This window comes from Cellulosimicrobium sp. BMG9.23, from assembly GCF_059159985.1.
Window position 1 is genome coordinate 13,222 of sequence record NZ_JBZGBZ010000008.1, and the last position, 17,391, is coordinate 30,612.

The 17,391-nt window shown below is 71.0% G+C and carries 19 protein-coding genes; 10 read left to right on the top strand and 9 right to left on the bottom strand.

Going from position 1 to position 17,391, the window contains the following annotated elements:
* Window position 1: 1 nt before the first annotated feature.
* The 4 genes from AC4H2G_RS14695 to AC4H2G_RS14710 form a co-directional block, all read right to left on the bottom strand.
* Window positions 2-652 carry a response regulator gene (locus tag AC4H2G_RS14695; RefSeq protein WP_494366481.1) on the bottom strand — a complete coding sequence of 217 codons (651 nt, stop codon included), beginning with the start codon at window positions 650-652 and terminating at the stop codon, window positions 2-4.
* On the bottom strand, window positions 649-1,770 hold the full coding sequence (locus AC4H2G_RS14700) for a sensor histidine kinase (RefSeq protein ID WP_494366482.1): 1,122 nt from the start codon (window positions 1,768-1,770) through the stop codon (window positions 649-651). The genes AC4H2G_RS14695 and AC4H2G_RS14700 overlap by 4 nt, the downstream gene beginning before the upstream one ends.
* A 23-nt stretch (window positions 1,771-1,793) precedes the next feature.
* The gene (locus AC4H2G_RS14705) at window positions 1,794-2,516 is read right to left on the bottom strand and encodes a DUF2306 domain-containing protein (RefSeq protein ID WP_494366483.1); all 723 of its coding nucleotides are present in this window, start codon (window positions 2,514-2,516) and stop codon (window positions 1,794-1,796) included.
* Between the two features lie 85 nt (window positions 2,517-2,601).
* Window positions 2,602-3,366, bottom strand: coding sequence for an SDR family oxidoreductase (locus tag AC4H2G_RS14710; protein ID WP_494366484.1), 765 nt, complete (start codon window positions 3,364-3,366; stop codon window positions 2,602-2,604).
* A gap of 101 nt (window positions 3,367-3,467) precedes the next feature.
* On the opposite strand from AC4H2G_RS14710, the gene AC4H2G_RS14715 reads away from it, so the two are divergent.
* The 3 genes from AC4H2G_RS14715 (at window position 3,468) to AC4H2G_RS14725 (ending at window position 5,714) form a co-directional block, all read left to right on the top strand.
* Window positions 3,468-4,340, top strand: coding sequence for a helix-turn-helix transcriptional regulator (locus AC4H2G_RS14715; protein WP_494366485.1), 873 nt, complete (start codon window positions 3,468-3,470; stop codon window positions 4,338-4,340).
* Window positions 4,341-4,404: 64 nt separating this feature from the next.
* Entirely contained in the window at window positions 4,405-4,971 is a 567-nt protein-coding gene (locus tag AC4H2G_RS14720; protein ID WP_494366486.1) for a dihydrofolate reductase family protein, read from the top strand.
* 74 nt (window positions 4,972-5,045) lie between these two features.
* Window positions 5,046-5,714 carry a hypothetical protein gene (locus tag AC4H2G_RS14725; protein WP_494366487.1) on the top strand — a complete coding sequence of 223 codons (669 nt, stop codon included), beginning with the start codon at window positions 5,046-5,048 and terminating at the stop codon, window positions 5,712-5,714.
* Window positions 5,715-5,759: 45 nt separating this feature from the next.
* Here the strand turns inward: AC4H2G_RS14725 and AC4H2G_RS14730 are convergent, their stop codons facing one another.
* Window positions 5,760-6,137 carry a VOC family protein gene (locus AC4H2G_RS14730; protein ID WP_494366488.1) on the bottom strand — a complete coding sequence of 126 codons (378 nt, stop codon included), beginning with the start codon at window positions 6,135-6,137 and terminating at the stop codon, window positions 5,760-5,762.
* Between the two features lie 71 nt (window positions 6,138-6,208).
* Between AC4H2G_RS14730 and AC4H2G_RS14735 the strand changes: the two genes are divergently transcribed.
* Both AC4H2G_RS14735 and AC4H2G_RS14740 read left to right on the top strand, forming a co-directional pair.
* Window positions 6,209-6,688: an NUDIX hydrolase gene (locus tag AC4H2G_RS14735; RefSeq protein WP_494366489.1), complete on the top strand. Its 480-nt coding sequence runs from the start codon at window positions 6,209-6,211 to the stop codon at window positions 6,686-6,688.
* Window positions 6,689-6,743: 55 nt separating this feature from the next.
* Window positions 6,744-7,961, top strand: a complete 1,218-nt coding sequence (locus AC4H2G_RS14740; RefSeq protein WP_494366490.1) for an AI-2E family transporter — start codon at window positions 6,744-6,746, stop codon at window positions 7,959-7,961.
* Between the two features lie 12 nt (window positions 7,962-7,973).
* Here AC4H2G_RS14740 and AC4H2G_RS14745 read toward each other — a convergent pair whose 3' ends face one another.
* Window positions 7,974-9,422: a DUF1254 domain-containing protein gene (locus AC4H2G_RS14745; protein WP_494366491.1), complete on the bottom strand. Its 1,449-nt coding sequence runs from the start codon at window positions 9,420-9,422 to the stop codon at window positions 7,974-7,976.
* A gap of 537 nt (window positions 9,423-9,959) precedes the next feature.
* Between AC4H2G_RS14745 and AC4H2G_RS14750 the strand changes: the two genes are divergently transcribed.
* Genes AC4H2G_RS14750 through AC4H2G_RS14770 form a run of 5 tightly spaced genes read left to right on the top strand, consistent with a single transcriptional unit; the run spans window position 9,960 to window position 13,836 of the window.
* On the top strand, window positions 9,960-10,124 hold the full coding sequence (locus AC4H2G_RS14750; RefSeq protein WP_494366492.1) for a hypothetical protein: 165 nt from the start codon (window positions 9,960-9,962) through the stop codon (window positions 10,122-10,124).
* A 7-nt stretch (window positions 10,125-10,131) separates the two neighbouring features.
* A complete protein-coding gene (locus AC4H2G_RS14755; RefSeq protein WP_494366493.1) occupies window positions 10,132-10,935 on the top strand; it encodes a hypothetical protein in 804 nt (267 codons plus the stop codon).
* A gap of 42 nt (window positions 10,936-10,977) precedes the next feature.
* Window positions 10,978-12,063 (top strand): peptidoglycan-binding protein, encoded by a 1,086-nt coding sequence (locus tag AC4H2G_RS14760; protein WP_494366494.1) that lies wholly within the window; start codon window positions 10,978-10,980, stop codon window positions 12,061-12,063.
* On the top strand, window positions 12,056-12,745 hold the full coding sequence (locus AC4H2G_RS14765) for an ABC transporter ATP-binding protein (RefSeq protein WP_494366763.1): 690 nt from the start codon (window positions 12,056-12,058) through the stop codon (window positions 12,743-12,745). The genes AC4H2G_RS14760 and AC4H2G_RS14765 overlap by 8 nt, the downstream gene beginning before the upstream one ends.
* A complete protein-coding gene (locus AC4H2G_RS14770; RefSeq protein ID WP_494366495.1) occupies window positions 12,742-13,836 on the top strand; it encodes an FtsX-like permease family protein in 1,095 nt (364 codons plus the stop codon). Before AC4H2G_RS14765 ends, AC4H2G_RS14770 begins: the two co-directional genes overlap by 4 nt.
* A 130-nt stretch (window positions 13,837-13,966) precedes the next feature.
* Here AC4H2G_RS14770 and AC4H2G_RS14775 read toward each other — a convergent pair whose 3' ends face one another.
* The 3 genes from AC4H2G_RS14775 to AC4H2G_RS14785 all read right to left on the bottom strand — a co-directional run bounded on the left by AC4H2G_RS14775 (window position 13,967) and on the right by AC4H2G_RS14785 (window position 17,317).
* Window positions 13,967-15,937: a tyrosine-type recombinase/integrase gene (locus AC4H2G_RS14775; RefSeq protein WP_494366496.1), complete on the bottom strand. Its 1,971-nt coding sequence runs from the start codon at window positions 15,935-15,937 to the stop codon at window positions 13,967-13,969.
* The gene (locus AC4H2G_RS14780; RefSeq protein WP_494366497.1) at window positions 15,900-16,988 is read right to left on the bottom strand and encodes a tyrosine-type recombinase/integrase; all 1,089 of its coding nucleotides are present in this window, start codon (window positions 16,986-16,988) and stop codon (window positions 15,900-15,902) included. Before AC4H2G_RS14780 ends, AC4H2G_RS14775 begins: the two co-directional genes overlap by 38 nt.
* An 86-nt stretch (window positions 16,989-17,074) precedes the next feature.
* Window positions 17,075-17,317: a hypothetical protein gene (locus AC4H2G_RS14785; protein ID WP_494366498.1), complete on the bottom strand. Its 243-nt coding sequence runs from the start codon at window positions 17,315-17,317 to the stop codon at window positions 17,075-17,077.
* Window positions 17,318-17,391: the final 74 nt, after the last annotated feature.

Here is a 17,391-nt window from a genome sequence, read left to right on the forward strand (position 1 = left end):
ACTACCCGCGCGGGTGACGGCCCGACTCGTAGGCCCACACCGCCGCCTCGACGCGGTTGCGCACCCCGAGCTTGGTGAGGATGCCGCCGATGTGGGTCTTGATCGTGCCGCGCGAGAGGTAGAGGCGGGCGCCGATCTCGTCGTTGGTCAGGCCCGACGCGAGCAGCGCGAGCACCTGCTCCTCGCGCTCGCTCAGCGGTGCCACGGGCTGACGAGGCCGCCGCGACGGCCGCGCGAACTCGGCCAGCAGCCGCGTCGTGACGCGCGGGGAGATCAGCGCGTCGCCGCTCGCGGCGGCGTGCAGCGCCTCGACGAGCAGGTGCGGGCTCGCGCCCTTGAGCAGGAACCCCTTCGCGCCGGCGCGCAGCGCTCCGTAGACGTACTCGTCGAGGTCGAACGTGGTGATGACGACGACGGCGAGCGGGTCGGCGACGTCCGGGCCGGCGAGCAGCGCGGTCGCCTCGATGCCGTCGAGGCGAGGCATCCGGATGTCGAGCAGCGCGACGTCGGGCCGCACCTCCCGCGCGAGCTTCACCGCCTCCGCGCCGTCGGAGGCCTCGCCGACCACCTCGATCCCGGGCTGCGCGTCGAGCAGCATCCGCAGACCGGTGCGCACCGGTTCCTGGTCGTCCGCGACGAGGACGCGGATCATGCGCCGTGCCGCTGGGGGAGCAGGGCGCGGACCGTCCACCCGCCGTCGGGATCGGGGCCCGCCACGACCTCCCCGCCGAGGAGCGCGGCACGCTCGGAGATCCCCTGCAGCCCGTGCCCCTGCCCGAGCGGTGCGCGGGAGCCGGCACCGTCGTCGCGGACGACGAGCTCCACCGCCGCGGTGTCGGCGGTGACCCTCACGTCGATCGTGGTGGCACCGCGGGCGTGACGGCGCGCGTTGGTGACGGCCTCCTGCGCGATGCGGAAGAGGCTCGACGCGACGATGTCGGGCGGGCTCGCGGCGTCGTCGAGGCGCACGGTCACGGTGGGAGGGCCCGGATCGGCGAGGGACGCCAGGTCTGCCAGGCCGGGCGACGGCTCGAGGTCGGCGGGCGTGCGGAGCTGGCGGACGAGAGAGCGCATGTCGGTGAGCACGGCCTGCGCCTCTCTTTCGATGACGTCCAGCGACTCGGTGACCCGGGGCGCGTCGTCGGGATGTGTCGCCGCCACCTGCGCGCGGATCGCGATGGCCGAGACGTGGTGCGCGACCGTGTCGTGCAGGTCGCGGGCGAGCGACTCCCGCTCCGCGGCACGGACCGCGTCGAGCTGGCTCGTGCGCGCCGCGACCCGCTCGCGCCGGAACGCCCCCACGAGGCACGCGCCACCGAGGAAGGCGAACCCGGCGATCGCTCCCGTGAGGCCCTCGCCACCGAGCGTGACCGAGAGGACGAGACTGCCCGCGAGGATCGTCCCGCCGAGCAGCCGGTCGCGGCCCGAGCCCCAGCGGAAGAGGGCGTACGGCGCGAGGAGCACGGCGAGCATCGTCACGAGCCCGTCGGGCCCGGTGCCCGCGACGGCCTGGGCGACCTGGAACCCGGCGCTCACGAGCGTCGTCAGCGCCACGACGAGCAGCGGGCGGCTGCGTCGCCACGGCAGGGTCGCCACGAGGGCGACCGCGACGAGCGTCGACACCACCGGCCACGCGAGGTCGGGACGCAGGGTGCCCTCCAGGACCGCCGCGCCCACCAGGACGACGACGAGCACGGCGTCCCGTGCCCTCGGTCCGCGGTCACCGGGCGCCGCCGGACGTCCGAGGAGGTCCCGCAGCCGGCGTCGCACGCTCGGCATGCTAGCCCCCGCGGTCAGGCGGCGGGCACGGCGCGACGCGGCCGACGACGGGCGGTGGCCCGGCGGCGCGCGATCACCCACTCGGCGACCACGACGTTGATCAGCCACCCGGCGTCCATCTGCACGGTGCGCCAGAAGGCGTCGGGCTCGCCGAACAGCACCACGAACGGCGCGGACGTGAGCACCTGGGTGCCCGCGCCCAGCGCCAGGGCGTACGCGCGGATCATCCAGGCGCCGTGCGCGAGGACGTCGCGTCGCACGATCGCACGCACCCCGAGCACGAGGAAGGCGAGCATCGCGATCCCGACGACGTAGCGCGACACGGTGAGCGGCCCGTCGTCGACCGGGGGAACGTCGTAGAAGGCCGTCATCCACAGTCCCGACGCCGCGACGACCAGCCCGGCCGGCACGAGGACGTAGCGCCCGGCGGCGCGGTGCCACGCGAGGTGGCGTCGGCGCAGGCCCGGCAGGAGCTGGAACGCCCCGACGACGGCATAGACCACCGCGGCGGCGATGTGCAGGACGACGGGGAGCGGCACCTGGAGGAAGCGCGCGTTGGCAGGTGTCTCGGGTGCGCCCGAGGCGATCTCGCCGAGCCGCACGCCGCCGGCGAGCGACGGGACGAGGGCGAGGGTGATGAGCCCGGCCGCGACGAGCCATTCCTTGCGGGACGACCCGCGCCGGGTGCGGCGGGGGGCGCTCGGAACGGTGCGGGCGACGTCGTGTGCGGTGTCCATGGGTCGATCGTGGAGCGACCCTGTACGCCGGCGCTTCGGCCATGTGGCCGAACTGTGCGCCGGCTCGGCGTCTTGTCGCCGGGGCTCAGCGTCCGTGCGGGTCGGCCGCGTTGAGCGTGCGCACGACGTCGGCGTAGTCGCCGCGCGCCTCGCCGTAGCGCAGGAACTTCACGCGCTCGACGAGGACCTCGCGGGCGTCCGGCTGCGTGCGGAGGAGCTCGACGACCTCGCTGACGAACTCGTCGAGCGGCATGGCGGAAGGATCCTCCAGGTGGCCCGGCACGATCTCCGTCGCGACCGACGGCGGCACGAGCTCGGTCACGCGAACGCTGGTGTCGGCGAGCTGGAGGCGCAGCGCCTCGCTGAGCATGTGGATCGCGGCCTTGGAGGCGTCGTAGCTCGGCGTCGCCTTGAGCGGGGCGAACGCGAGGCCGGAGGACACGGTGACGATCGTGGCGTGCGGACGGGTCTGCAGGTGCTCGACGAACGCGCCGATGAGGCGGATCGGGCCGAGGACGTTCGTCGTGAAGGTCTCCTCGGCGGTCGCGAGGAACCCCTCGGGGTGGTGCCAGTCCTCGACGCGCATGATGCCGGCCATGGTCACGAGCGTGTCGAGCTCCGGGTGGCGCTCGAGCACCTCCTTGGCGGCGGACTCGATGCTCTCCGGCTCGGCGGAGTCGATGCGGACGGTGTCGATGCCGGGGTGCTCGGTGGCGATCTGCTCGAGCAGCGCGGTACGCCGCCCGCCGACCACGACCGTGCTGCCCTGCTCGTGGAGCGCGACGGCGAGCGCGAGGCCGATGCCGCTCGTCGCGCCGGGGATGAAGACGGTGCTGTTCGTGATGTCCATGCCCCGATCCTCGGCACGTTCCGCCGGCTGCGGCAGAGACGGTCGAACGGGGGACCGGCGATCCCTGGCACGGGCCGCGCCCACCCCGGACGATGGGACGCATGGACCGTGCCGCGCTCGCCGACTTCCTCCGCCGTCACCGCGAGGCCCTGCGGCCGGGCGACGTGGGGCTGGGACCCGGGCTGCGGCGTCGGGCACCGGGACTGCGCCGCGAGGAGGTGGCGCAGCTCGCGCTCATGTCCACCGACTACTACACGCGCCTGGAGCAGCAGCGCGGTCCGCAGCCGAGCACGCAGATCCTCGCGTCGATCGCCCGTGCGCTGCGCCTGACCGACGACGAGCGCGACTACCTCTACCGCGTCGCCGGCCACGGCGTCCCGGACCGCACGGTCGACACCGGGCACGTCGCCCCCGCGCTCCAGCGCGTGCTCGACCGCCTCACCGACACCCCGGCGCTGATCATCGACCCGCTCGGGCGGACGCTCGCGCAGAACGACCTCGCGCGCGCCCTCTACGGCGACGCCAGCGCGCGCACCGGGTGGGAACGCAGCGAGATCTACCGCTGGTTCGCCCACCCGGAGGCGGCGCGCGCCGTCTACCCGGAGGACGACCGGGCGCGGCAGGGCAGGGCGCTCGTCGCGAGCCTGCGGGCCGCGCTCGGGACGCTCGGGCCGTCGTCGGGCGCGGGCGACCTCGTCACGGCGCTGGAGCGGACGAGCCCGGAGTTCGTCGAGCTGTGGGCGCGGCAGGAGGTCGCACGGCGCTTCACCGACCACAAGGTGCTCCTGCACCCCGAGGTGGGGGAGATCGAGGTCGACTGCCAGGTGCTGCTCACCGAGGACCAGCTCCAGGCGCTGCTCGTCCTCACCGCGGCGCCCGGCAGCGAGTCGGCCGAGAAGATCCGGCTGCTCGGTGTGCTCGGGACACAGGACCTCGCCGTCGAGCCGCCGGCCGCACGTCACGCGGGTCGGTGAGACCGACGAGTTCTGCCGGTGCCGCGAGTCTGGCCGTCGTACCCGCGATCGAAGGAGACGAGTGATGCGCGACGTGACCTACTCGATGGGCGTCTCGGTGGACGGCTACATCGCCGGCCCCGACGGACGGTTCGACTGGTCCGATCCCGACGCCGAGGTGTTCCAGCACTTCACGGACGAGCTCCGCGGAGTCGGTGCGCACCTGCTCGGGCGTCGGCTGTACGAGGCGATGCTGTACTGGGAGACCGCCGAGGAGGACCCGTCGCTCGGCGAGGCGGAGCGCACGTGGGCCGCGCTCTGGAAGGCGCTCCCGAAGGTCGTCTTCTCCACCACGCTGTCGGTGGTGGAGGGCAGCAACACCCGGTTGGCCACCGGCGGCCTGGCCGAGGAGGTGGCACGCCTTCGGGCGGAACCGGGGGAGGGTGAGATCGCGATCGGCGGTGCGGCCCTCGCTGCGGAGGCGGCTGCTCTCGACCTGATCGACGAGTACCGCGCGATGGTGCAGCCGGTGCTGGTCGGCGGCGGCATCCCCTACTTCCCGCGGGACGAGCGTCGCGTCGATCTTCGCCTCGTCGAGACGCGGACGTTCGCCTCGAAGGTCGTCCTCCACCGCTACCGGGTCGCGAGGTAGCCGGTCGGCACGAACGTGCCGCACGAGGCGGGGACGAACGGCACGTCTCGGCACGGCTTGCTACGGTGCCGTGGATGTTCTCGAACTGGAAGCGGCAGCGCGCCGCACGGCGCCTCAAGCCCGGGGACGGGCACTCGCTGCCGCGCTTCCGCTGGTGGCAGCCCCTGTCGCGCACCCTCTTCCACCTCCGGCTCACCGCCGAGGACGGTCGACCCGAGACGTGGTCCGTCGACGTCCGGCTCTGGGGCGACTCGGACGACGGCGAGGTGCGGGCCCGGCTCTACCGGGACGGCACGCACCAGGCGACCTCCAAGCTCCCGGCCGAGTTCCCGGTCACCGGCGGCACCATCGAGGTGGTCACCAGCGGGTACGGGCTGAGGCGGTGCCACTACGTCCCGGACGACGGCGGCCCCGAACGCCAGCTCGCCCCCGACCCGGCCTCCGGCGAAGGCCGCCGTGCCCGTCTCGACCACCGGCACCCCGGGGTGAGCCGGATGATCGGGGTCGTCTCCTGGGTGGTCCTCGTGGTCGCCCTGGTGCTCGGCGTCCCGCAGATCGTCGAGCAGATCTCGCAGATCCCTCCCGTGGCGGAGAACGTCGGCACGTTCACGTCCCCGGTCCACCTCTCGGGGGCGGTCAACGTCGGGCTCGTGGTCTCCACCCTGCTCGCGAGCACGGAGCGCGCGCTGCGTCTGCGCTACCACTGGCTGCTCGACGGCGGCCTGTTCGACGGTGGCGACTGACCGTTCAGGGACGGCGTCGCAAGGCTGCGTCGCCCGACGTGCCGATCACGGCTCGAGCCGCTTGCGCAGGAGGCAGAACTCGTTGCCCTCCGGGTCCGCCAGGACGTGCCACGGCTCGTCGCCGGTCTGCCCGACGTCGGCGCGGCGGGCGCCCAGGGCGAGCAGCCGCTCGAGCTCGGTGTCCTGGTCCCGGTCGACGGGGTTGACGTCGATGTGCAGGGGAAGCTTCCCGCGCCGGGGGTCGCTGCTCCGGCTGAGGATGAGGGTGGGTTGCAGCCCACCGAACCCGGCGTCGGCCGGGCCGATCTCGATCCCGTCGTCGTCCCGGTCGAGCTCGACAAAGCCGAGGACGTCGCACCAGAACCGCGCGAGCAGCTCGGGGTCGGCGCAGTCGAGGACCAGTTCGCTGATGCGGGAAGCCATACGTCGCACCCTACGGAGACGGACGGTGCGACGCACCCGGTCTCGGACATCCGCGCGGTACCGTGGCGATCGTGCTGACGCTGTGCTCGTGGCCCGGAGCGAGGTGGTTGCCGCCGGGCGGGTGCGCCGACGTCGTGCTGCTGGGGGAGGACGACGAGATGCCCGAGCCGACGGCTCTCGTCCGTCTCCTGATCCGTGACGACGCGCGCCGCATCTTCTGCGTCCCGCGCACCGGGGGCCGTCCCGGCTGGGACCTGCCCACCGCGACTGTGGACGCCCTGGGCGTCGAGGAGACGCTCGGTGGCCTCGCCCGGACGGTGCTCGGGCGGCCGCACGAGACGAGGCCACTCGGCTTCGTGCGCAACACGGTGCCCGAGGGCACCATCTACGCGTGGCCGACGCCGGTCGCGCACTTCGTCGTGCACCGCGTGCTCGGCCACGCGCGCCCGCAGGTCGGCGGCACCTGGCTCGCCACCGCGGCGGCGCGCGAGCACCTCGGCGAGCGCCACTGGTGGCCGCTCGTCGGCGATCCGCTCGCAGGCGGCGGGTGAGTCAGGGTCGTGGCACTGTGGCCGCACACGAGACGCGCGGCGAGAGGGAGCAAGGATGGCCTGGGGCACACGTCGATCGCGGGAGCCGGCGGGCCAGCGAGCCGACGACAGGGCGCTCGACGTCGAGCGGAATGTCGACGAGAGGCCGGCCGACGCGCGATCGGACGCCAGACCGGCAGCACGCGGCGCGTCACAGCTGTGGGCCGACGGGGTCGGCCGCGCGGGGACGCGGTCACTGCAGGTGCTCGCGATCATCGCGCTCGTCGCCGTCGCCGTCTTCGCGCTGACGCGTCTGACGCTCATCGTCATCCCGGTGCTCATCGCGCTGGTGCTCGCCGCGGCGATCTCGCCGCTCGTCGTCCTGCTGCGGCGCAAGGGCGTGCCGTCGTCCCTCGCGACGGTCATCGCGCTGATCGCCCTCGTCGCCGTCCTCGCCGGCGTCCTCTGGCTGATCGTCGTCGCCGTCGTGGACCAGTGGCCCGAGCTGCGCGACCAGGCGATCGATGGCTTCGACGAGCTGCAGGTGTATGTCCAGAACCTGCCGTTCGACATCACCGAGGAGCAGCTCCAATCGGTGCGCGACTCCGTCGTCGGCCTCCTGCAGTCCGACGCCGTGGGTGCGGGTGCACTGGCCGGTGTCTCCCAGACGGTCGACTTCGTCGCCGGGTTCTTCGTGATGATCGTCGTGCTGTTCTTCTTCCTCAAGGACGGGCCCCAGATCTGGGAGTTCCTCCTGCGGCCGTTCCAGGGCGAGCGGTACGAGCGCGGCCAGCGGATCGGCGACACGACCGTCCGCACGCTCGGCGGGTACGTGCGCGGCACGGCGATCGTCGCGCTCGTCGACGCCGTCGCGATCGGGGTCGGCCTGGCGATCGTCGGCGTCCCGCTCGTCCTTCCGCTCTCGGTCCTCGTGTTCCTGCTGGCGTTCATCCCCCTCGTCGGCGCGACGCTCGCCGGCATCCTGTGCGCGCTGGTCGCGCTCGTGGCCGTCGGGCCGGTCGAGGCGCTCATCGTGGTGGCGATCGTCATCGCGGTCAACCAGCTCGAGGGCGACCTGCTGCAGCCGGTCGTCATGGGCAGGACGCTGCGCCTGCACCCGCTGGTCATCCTCATCGCCCTGACCGCGGGGACGGTGCTCGCCGGTCTCACGGGCGCGGTCCTGGCGGTGCCCATCGCCGCGTCGATCTGGCGCGCGATCCAGGTGTGGGACGGCCCGGACCTGCCCGCTCGCTTCGCGCGGCAGAAGCGGCGGGAGGCGGTGGAGACCGGCTGATCGAGCGACGACTCAGACGGCGAGGTCGTCGACCGGCTCCAGGTCACCGGGCAGCCACGTCCTGTCGAACCACGGCTCGAGCGGCCCGTACAGGCGCAGCATGGGGAACCAGGACTTGCCGGGCACGGTCTGGACCCAGTTCTGCTCGCGCCCCTCGGGCGGCTCCGGTCCGAACCGCAGGACTATGCTCCCGTCGTCCTCCGTCGCGACCGTCCCGGTGAGGCTCATGACGCTCGGGTAGGGATCGGTGGTCTGCAGGAGCGACCGGGTCTGGGTGTCGTAGACGTCGACGGCCCAGAAGTTCTTCGCCGGCGGGTTGGGCGGCAGCAGGAGCCGGTACGTGCGCGCGCCGTCGAGGATCGCGCCGTCCGCGTCGTGAGCGGTGTACGCGTACGCGGAGCCAGCGCCCACCTGGGCATGCGCCATCGCCGGCGTGACGACCGTCGCGAGGAAGTGGAACTGCGTCCGGGCGTCGAGCAGGCGCGCGCCGTCGGCGAGGAACTCGTACGAGCCGCCGAGGAACCCGTTGAGCCAGCTCGATCCGGGCGCGATCGACGCCTCGGGGTCACGAGGCGAGTACATCAGCGCACGGCTCATCGCCGCGGCGGTGCGCGCCGCGGTCTCGAGCGTCGCGCGGAGCTCGGCGCTCGGTGCGAACGGCCGGCCGTGCTGGATGCCGACGGCGCGGAGCAGCCCCGCGCGTTCCGGGTCGAGCGAGCCCGGCGGCTCCTCGGCGACGATCTCGGCGACCTCGTCGAAGAAGGACGCGTCGTTGGCGTGCACCGTGTTGACGCGGGCGCCAGCGATGTTCACGAACTCCGTCGCCGGGGGGTCCGCCGCGTCCGTGAGCGGGTAGACGCGTGTCTCCTTCATCGCCGGCACGCCGCCCAGCGCGCGCAGCACGACCCAGTTGGTGAACGTCGGCGTCCGGTAGACGAAGTAGCCGTCCGGGACGGCGCCGTCGTGGTCGGGCGGGAGGAACAGGTACCGCCCGCCCTCGCCGCGGTCCGGCCCGGCGATGCCCATGTCGGCGACGTACCGGAACCAGAAGTCGTCCACGACGCACAGGGACTGCTCCGGCGGCTCGATGACGAACGGCCCCGTCTCGCGCAGGTCGAAGAAGAACGTCCCGTACGTCGTCTCGGTGTTGGCGGTGAGGAAGATGCCGTGAGAGTCGGCCCGGGGCTCGGTGTACCCGATCTGCTGCGACCGCACGAGGCCGAGGCTGCGGAAGCCGTTCCGCATCGCGACGAGCGAAGCACCCGGGATCGTGCTGAGATACGCCTCGATTCCGCGCACCAGGTCGAGCGACGCGTACAGGCGGTCGACCGACTCGGGGGTGGGCACGCCGTCAACGAGCTCGAACCGTCCGAGCGGGGTGTCCAGGGGTGACGGCGTGCTCACGGCGGCGAGGACTGCGGCGAGCGAGTCCTCCTGCACGTGCTGGGAGTTCTCGGTCATCGCAGTGCCCTTCCTCCGGGAGTGCGGCCGGCGCCCCGTCGACGCACGGTTATCGCGACCGTAGGGCCGGCGGGCGCCCAGGGCGACCGGGCCGGAGCACTTCACCCGTGCCTGGACCCGCTCGGCGCCGGTGACGTGCTCACCGTCGCTCGACGGCATCGGCCCAGAGCCACACCCAGCCCTCGCGTCCGTGCCGGTCGACGTATTCTCCGGCTAATCTGCGACGGTGCTGGTCCAGGCTCCACGGCCTAGCGCATTCTGATCCGAGTACACGTGACGGCGCCTGCTGGGCTGGGTTTGCATCAGTCGACACCGCTCCGCGGGGCATGTACGTTTCGGGTGCCCAGGGATACCAGTGGGCAACGTCGCATCTAGTCAAAGGAGATTGATGTGAGACGGAAGATTGTGATCGGGCTCGCCGCGTCAGTGGCACTCGTGATCGGGTTGGCGTCACCGGCGTCGGCGTTGACCGAATCCGGGACGCAGAACTGCTCGGCGGGAGGTGCAACGGTGGGGGTTCGCGGTGAGCAGCAGCGGTTGGCTGACGTCTTGACGCTCAAGGTCGGGGGCGTCACCAAGTTCAGCGGCGCCAATGTCTACTCGAAGGCTGTCAACTCCGGCCTGCCCGGCACGAAGTCGTGGAGCGGTGCGTCCACGTCTCTCCTCCTGTCCGGCACCTACGGGTACTGCGTCGGCCTGTAGTTCGGACGTGGCAGAAGGTCAGCGCAGGGGCTCCTCGGTCTTCGGCCGCGGAGCCCCTGCGCCCGGGATAAGGGGAGTGTTGATGCGGCACGGCGGACTTGTGGGAAGTCTGGTCGCGGTTGTCCTTCTGGTGGGTGCGTGCACACCGTCGGAGGATGCAGAGGTCGGGGCTCCGAGTGCGGGTACGGGGACGTCGGACGGGACGGACGAGGTCTGGGATCCATCGCTGTGGGAGCCGACGGTCGAGATCGAGCCGGTGCAGTACAGCGCCGCTGAGCGTGACCAACACCTCGCGGACCTGCTGGAGAGTCACGCTGAAGCACTCGGCCTGACGGACGCACCGGAGGTATCGGTCGTGGCGTGGAGCAAGAGCGCGAGAGAGAACAGCGAGGCTCTGGCGAGCTGCATGACCGAGGCAGGGTTTCCGGCCACGCCTCACGTGACCGGTGGCATCTCGTACGACCAGGGCGTGCCGGAGTCTCAGTCTGAGGCTTTGGACCTGGCGTTCTACGTGTGCGAAGCGAAGTACCCCGTCGAACCGTGGCTCTCCACGGACTGGACGGAAGAACAGACCGGTCTGGTATACGACTACTGGGTGGAGTACTACATTCCGTGCATGAACGCGCACGGCCACCCTGTCAGCACCGCCGACCAGCCGAGTCGCGAGGCGTGGGTCTCCGCCTTCCACACCCCGGATCGGATCAGCTGGTCGCCGAACAGCGTCTCGGAGAGCCTGCCCGACGATCAGCGGGCGGAGCTCGAAGACGTCTGCCCGTCTCTTCCGCCCGCTTCTGCGATGTACGGGCGCTGAGGGATGGCCGCTGGGCAACGGCATGGTCGTCGATGGATCGTCATGGTGGTGCTTGCCGTCGTCGTGCTGGGCGTCGGGTTCTGGGCCGGCCGGGTGACGCTCCGGCCACCAGAGGTTATGGCGCAGGCGGCACCTGAGACTGCGGAGGTCGACGTGGTCGAGCAAGAGGTCGGTCGAGTGATCACCTTGACGAGCACGGTGACCCGTCCCAGTGCACCGCTGGCGAGGAACACGCTGGCCGGTGTCGTCACCCGTGCGTCGGAGAGTGGCGAGCACGACCAGGGGGCGATCCTATACGTGGTGGGGGAAACGCCCGTTGTCCTGGTGGAGGGCAAGGCTCCGTTCTGGCGCTCGCTCTCGGCGCAGAGTCGGGGCGAGGATGTCCGACAGTTGCAGCAGATGCTCGCGGACGCGGGTGCGGACGTGCAGGTCGACGGGATCTGGGGCGCTTCGACGACGCGGGCCGTCCGCGAGTGGCAGGCAGACAACGAGGTCGCTGTGACGGGTTCGTTCGAGCTCGGGTCGCTCGTCGCTGCACCGGGGCTTCCGACCGTGGTGGCGATCGACGACGAGGCGGTGCGCCTCGGTGCGGTCCTTTCCGGGGGAGAGGACGTGGTCTCGGTGCCCGACGGCGAACCTTCCTTCGCGATGGAGGTCACGCAGGCGCAAGCGGAGCTGCTACCCACAGGAACGGCGGTGACGGTTCAGGGTGGGGCTGGTTGGCCGGGGGTCGTGACCGATTCCAAGGTGTCGGAAGACGGGCTCATCTCGCTCAGCCTTGCCGCGCCGGGCGGCGGTCCGGTCTGCGTGACGGAGTGCGCGTCGCTGCCGCCCGACTCGACCACCCTGCTCACCGAGGTTGCCCTGGTGCCACCGGAGTCCGGACCGGTGGTTCCTGTCTCGGCGCTCGTCACCGATCCGGGAGGAAAGGTCACGGTGAACGTCGTCGAGGGGGGTGTGCTCGAGGTGCGTGAGGTCGAGATCGTGACCCTCGCCGAAGGGCTTGCCGTCGTCGACGGCGTGGAGGTCGGTGAGCGCGTCAGGGTCTTCGGGACGGATACGACGAGCGGACCTCCCGACGGTGACGACCCGACGACGACGCCTGACCCAGCCGGTGCTGATGGCTGAGCCACAGACGTTGCCCGCGGTCGGCACGGAGCAAGCTAGCTCGGGGGTGCTGTCCGTGCGTGATCTGCGGTTCCGGTACCGGCGCGGTGACCAAGAGCTGTTCGACGGCTTGTCGCACGTGTTCACACCCGGCGCGGTCACGGCGCTGACCGGTCCGTCCGGTCGAGGGAAGTCCACGTTGTTGTATGTCCTGGGCATGATGCTCACTCCGACGGCCGGGGGCGTGTACCTCGGTGACGTGGAGGCGTCTCGGCTGTCGGACCGTCGGCGGTCTGAGTTGCGTGCCACCCGGCTCGGCTTCGTCTTCCAGGACTCCGAGCTCGATCCCACACGACCCGTCATCGACTCCGTCGTCGAGCCCGGGCTCTACGCGGGTGCGGATCGGGAGGAGCTGCTGGTGCGTGCCCGTGAACTCCTGGAGAGGTTCGGTCTCGGCGGCCGCGCCGACCACCGCCCGGGCCAGGTCTCCGGAGGGCAAGCGCAGCGCGTCGCGGTCTGCCGGGCGCTGGTCAACACACCCGACGTCATCCTTGCTGACGAACCCACGGGGAACCTCGATCCGGACAACTCCGCCCTTGTCATCGACGCGCTGATTGAAGCCGCCACCGACGGACGGACCGTTGTCGTGGCAACCCACGACCCCGAGGTGGTCGCCCGTACGGACGAGGTCGTGCGGCTATGAGGCTGAAATCGCTCGTGCGCGAGTCGTTCGCCGCGGCACGGAGCTCGCCCGTGCCCTCGGCACTGGTCCTCCTTGTCGTCGCGGCCATGTGTTTCGCTGCCGTCGCGACCGTCGGGCGGCAGGCAGCAGTGGAGAGCGTCGTCGCCGACGAGCTGGCTGGACCGCAAGCACGGACGCTCGTCGTGACGGACACCAGCGGTAGTGCCCAGCTCGACGGTGCCACGCTGAACGTGCTGACCGGGCTGAGCGGCACCCAGGCCGTCATTGGTCGAGAGATCCCGGTCGACGCGTTCAACGGGGTGCTCGGTGCGGGTTCCCAGCGGGTCGCCGTGGTCGGGCTGCACGGCACCATCGATGCCGCGATCTCGATCACGCAAGGTCGGCTCCCCGGACCGGGAGAGGTCGTCGTCCCCAGCGAGATGCTGGAGACGCTCCGCTTGGTCGATGCGTCGGGCTACCTCGAGGCACCCGACGGTACGTCGTGGGCGATCGTCGGTCAGTTCGTGGCGCGAGAGCCCTTCGAGGACCTCGCGACCACCGCGGTGACGAGGCCCGCGACCGGGCCGACGACGGCGCTGCAGCAGGTGGTGGTCGTCGCCGACAGCGCGTCGCACACTGCGTCGATGCGCGATGCCGCGCTGGCGGTCATCGACCCAGCGGCAGACGAGGTGCGGGTCGACCTCCCCACCGTCCTTGCGTCGAGCAACCAGACCGTCGCCGGACAGCTCGCCGGACTCGGGAGATCCATGCTCGTGCTGATCCTCGGCGTCGGAGCATTCTTCGTGGCGGTCGTCGTGCTCGCCGATGTACTCGTCCGCCGCCGTGACCTCGGCCGACGTCGCACCCTCGGCATCACACGCGCCGACCTCGTGCTGCTCGTCGGCGGCCGCACCGGTGCCGCCGCCGCCATCGGCGCGGTGGTGGGCTCGGCGGCCGGATACGCCGTAGCGGCAAGCCAGGGCAGTTCCGTGCCGCTCGACTTCACGATCGCTGTCGGCTGCCTCGCGGCGATGACCGCAGGTGTCGCGTGCCTGCCGCCCGCGATCTACGCCGCGACGCGCGACCCGGTCGCCGTCATGCGCACTGCCTGAGAGTGGCGAGGACGATCAGGGCGATCACCGGGAGAAGACGGGTTCCAAACGTGCGCACCGGCGACGGATATTCGTTCCGATGCCGGTGCGGTGCCGGTGTCGGTCTCCCGTGTCGGCGTGGGCGGGTCGACTATTGTCGACCGGCCGATTGGGCGTCGAGGAGGAGAGCGTCGAGACGTTCAATGAGCTGGTGGTGGCGTTGGGCTTCGTTGATCCAGCCTCGTTGTTCGGCGTCGTGGGCGAGGGCTTGGGCGTCGATGCGTTGCGCGGCGAGGATGGGTAGCGATGAGGGTTCGGTTCGGTAGCTGGGGCAGTGCTCGCAGATGTTGGCGTAGCTACAAGCGCCTTGGGCGGGTGCCCTGAGGCAGAAGCCGCCGGCCATGCGGGACTTGAGGAGTGGCGTGGTGCGCCAGTCCTTGCCACCGGTGATGTCGGCCAGCGGCAGCTGTGTTCGCCGTCCGCCCGTCGACGCCGGACCGCCGGTCCCGGAGACCTGTGTCTTGGCGAGTTCGAGCGCGCGGTCGTACTCCTTGCGGACGGTGGTGTCGAAGAGCCGGCCGTAGCGCAGGCTCATCGCGGCGCTGGCGTGTCCGAGCAGGGCCATGAGTGACTGCAGGGAGACTCCGGCGTTGACGAGGGCAGTGGCGTAGGTGTGCCGCAGCTGGTGAGGGGTGATGTGGTTCAAACCCACGGACTCGGTGGCCCGGTTGAGCTCGTTGCGGATGCCCTGGGTGCTGAGGCGGCGGCCGTGGTGGGTGAAGAGGAAATGCGCTGGGCGGCGGTAACGCGGGTGGCGCATCGGGCGACCGTGCGAGCGGACCTGGACGATCTGATCGACGAGGTCCAGGGTCTCGGGGTCGAGCGGGACCATGCGTTCGGTGTCGAGCTTGCCGAGCGGAACTTTTAGCCAGGCTCCGTTGCCGTCGATCTCGTGGACGCAGTCGAGCTCGAGATCGAGGAGCTCGCCGATCCGAAGGCCGCACGAGCGCTGGAGCCGGATTGCGAGGGCAGCGAGCTCGTTCTCTGGGTGCTCGGTCAGTGCGGCAGTTAGGCGACGGTCGATGTCGACGGGCAGGTAGCGCGGCAGCACGTTGGGGAGTCGCGGGATGTCGTCGCGGAATAAGACCTTGCGGGCGGGTGCCGCGTCCCAATCCCATGCGGAGATGTCGGTCAGGAACGCTGCCACGACGACTCCGCGCCGGTTGCGATCACCAACGGTGATAGGTGCGCCGTCACGCATCCGGGCTGTTTCCTTCAGTGAGTTCAGCCACGGTTCGATGTGTCCGCGCCGTTCCAGGTCTCTGATGGTCGCGAGATTCGGGTCGTGTTCGGTCAGGAAGGTGCCGAACTGGTTGAGCTTCGTGGCGATCGAGGTGACGGTGTGCGGGCTGCAGGTGGCCCGTTTGCGTTCGAGGTAGGCGATCATCTCGATGCGGATGGGCTCGGCGACGCCGGCGAGCCGGTCGTCGAGGGCCTGGGCGGGTCGCCCGGGGCGTGTCGGGAGGGAGTCGATGACGCCGAGGTGGTAAAGGACGCGGTGGGTGTTGCTGATCGCGGACAGGTAGTGCTCGTGCACGATGCCGGTGCGGCGGCGGCGTTCGTAGCAGGCGGCGGTGAACTCGTCGAGGTCGTCGGTGGTCAGTTGCTCGAGTCGGCGGCCGGTTTGGATCAGGAGCCGGGCTGGAACCTGGGACCCGGTGGCAATCCGGGTGCGGACCGCGAACCCGAGCGTTCCGGCGGCGTCGAGGAAGCGGTCGATCTCGACGCGCAGCGGGCTCGTGTTGATCTCACGCCAGAAGGGGGTGAGAGTGCGTTCCAGGAGGTAGTCGTAACCCGGGTGGAGCCGGTTGTGCAACATGAGGAAGGTCAAGGCCGGGCGGGTGTCCTTGTCGGCGGCGAGGCGGTCGGTCAGCGGCAGGCGGGACCACGCTTGCGGCTCGGGCCAGGTGCGGAAGAACTTGCGCGCCGCGGACTTGAAGTGCGCGCTCGTGCGTCCCGTCACCTCAAGATGGGCGAGGTAGGCGTCCAGGAGGTCATCGCCGCACAGCTCCCTGATCGTGCGGTCATGGGTCGGAGGCGTGGAGGCGTTCGTGGGCGGCATCGAACTCTGCTTTCACGTGGGCCGGGGCGAGGTGGACGTAGCGTGCGGTGGTCTCGACGTGCGCGTGGCCGAGCAGCGCTTGGATGATGGCGAGGTCGACACCGGCCTCGGCCATGGTTGTGCCGAAGGTGTGCCGTAGGGCGTGCGGGTGCCCACCGGCCACGCCCGTGAGCTGTCGGTGGTAGCGGAAGATCGTTCGCAACCCGGCCGGTGTCAGTCCCTGGCCGCGGTTTGCTCCCTTGGCGACGAGGAAGAGGGGGTCGCTGTCGGATTCGGGGCGCTCCGCGAGGAGGTAGACGTCGATCACCGATGCGACGTCGCCGTCCAGCGGGACGCGACGCTGGCGTGAGCCCTTCCCGGTGACGGTGACCCAGCGGCCGCCGATGTCGACGTCCTTGACGTTCAAGGCAAGGACCTCGCCCGACCGCAGTCCGCACCAGAGCATCAGGCCAGCGATTGCTCGGTCGCGCCAGGTGCGCAGACTTTCGATCAGCATCTTCGCGTCCTGCTGTGACAGCGCGACGGGGAGCCGGTTCGGCTCACGCAGGCGCAGCACCGAGCGAGGGGCCCTGCGACGTCTGGTGTGTGCCAGCATCCCCGTACGTTCGCCTGGTGCCGTCCAGCGGGCGGCGCGACCGCGGGGGACAGGATTCGTCGCTCCAGGCGAGCGCAGGCAGGCGAAGGCGAACAGGCTGGAGATCGCGGCGAGCCGACGGTTGATCGTTGTCGCGGCGTACCGGTCCGGGCGTTGTCCGATCATCGTGCCGGTGTTCGGTCTGGGCCGACCGGGGAGGGTCGCCTCTCGACATGCCCTTAGGAAGTCCAGCATGTCGGCCGTCGTCACCGCGGCCAGATCGAGATCCCGGTCAGTGAGCCATCGGCAGAACGCCAGCAGGTCATATCCGTAGGACCGCAGCGTGGCGGGCGAGTAGTTCCGATCTAGCAGATGGCTCAGGTACTCGTCGACGAGCCTGAACCGAGCCGCGCTCTCGCCCGCGAGGCCCCAGGATCCATCGCGCCTCTCAAGCCGCAACGCGGTCCTGGCGTCCATGCGCCACAGGTTTAGCACAACCCACGCCTACCGCGATAGAGGTTCGAGCAGCAGGCTTGTCCCCTTGACCTGGGAGAACGCGATCATTAGCCGGGTAACAGGTACCGGACGTTCACCTGGCGCCCCGCCCACGCGATCGCCTCGCCGTCGACGTGCGCCTCGCCCGACTGGCGCTGCGTGATCCAGGCGCGGACCGGGATGGCTTCGTCCGGCCGGACGATCACGGTGTCGCGGCGCGCGAGCGCGGGTGCCTCGTCGGCGCTGTCGCGCATCGGCACCGACTCGAAGCCCGACGGCCTGCCGCCGGGCGGACGTCGGCGGGTTCCCATCGACCCATCGTATCGAACAGGCGTTCGAACCGATGCGCGGCTACGGCGCCGCCGCGGCGCGAGCGTAGCGCTCG

Excerpts from the sequence above, each read along its gene's own strand:
- AC4H2G_RS14695 (WP_494366481.1), bottom strand. The coding sequence starts at position 652 with ATGATCCGCGTCCTCGTCGCGGACGACCAGGAACCGGTGCGCACCGGT.
- AC4H2G_RS14705 (WP_494366483.1), bottom strand. The coding sequence starts at position 2,516 with ATGGACACCGCACACGACGTCGCCCGCACCGTTCCGAGCGCCCCCCGC.
- AC4H2G_RS14710 (WP_494366484.1), bottom strand. The coding sequence starts at position 3,366 with ATGGACATCACGAACAGCACCGTCTTCATCCCCGGCGCGACGAGCGGC.
- AC4H2G_RS14715 (WP_494366485.1), top strand. The coding sequence starts at position 3,468 with ATGGACCGTGCCGCGCTCGCCGACTTCCTCCGCCGTCACCGCGAGGCC.
- AC4H2G_RS14720 (WP_494366486.1), top strand. The coding sequence starts at position 4,405 with ATGCGCGACGTGACCTACTCGATGGGCGTCTCGGTGGACGGCTACATC.
- AC4H2G_RS14725 (WP_494366487.1), top strand. The coding sequence starts at position 5,046 with ATGTTCTCGAACTGGAAGCGGCAGCGCGCCGCACGGCGCCTCAAGCCC.
- AC4H2G_RS14730 (WP_494366488.1), bottom strand. The coding sequence starts at position 6,137 with ATGGCTTCCCGCATCAGCGAACTGGTCCTCGACTGCGCCGACCCCGAG.
- AC4H2G_RS14740 (WP_494366490.1), top strand. The coding sequence starts at position 6,744 with ATGGCCTGGGGCACACGTCGATCGCGGGAGCCGGCGGGCCAGCGAGCC.
- AC4H2G_RS14745 (WP_494366491.1), bottom strand. The coding sequence starts at position 9,422 with ATGACCGAGAACTCCCAGCACGTGCAGGAGGACTCGCTCGCCGCAGTC.
- AC4H2G_RS14760 (WP_494366494.1), top strand. The coding sequence starts at position 10,978 with ATGGTGGTGCTTGCCGTCGTCGTGCTGGGCGTCGGGTTCTGGGCCGGC.
- AC4H2G_RS14765 (WP_494366763.1), top strand. The coding sequence starts at position 12,056 with ATGGCTGAGCCACAGACGTTGCCCGCGGTCGGCACGGAGCAAGCTAGC.
- AC4H2G_RS14770 (WP_494366495.1), top strand. The coding sequence starts at position 12,742 with ATGAGGCTGAAATCGCTCGTGCGCGAGTCGTTCGCCGCGGCACGGAGC.
- AC4H2G_RS14775 (WP_494366496.1), bottom strand. The coding sequence starts at position 15,937 with ATGCCGCCCACGAACGCCTCCACGCCTCCGACCCATGACCGCACGATC.
- AC4H2G_RS14780 (WP_494366497.1), bottom strand. The coding sequence starts at position 16,988 with ATGGACGCCAGGACCGCGTTGCGGCTTGAGAGGCGCGATGGATCCTGG.
- AC4H2G_RS14785 (WP_494366498.1), bottom strand. The coding sequence starts at position 17,317 with ATGGGAACCCGCCGACGTCCGCCCGGCGGCAGGCCGTCGGGCTTCGAG.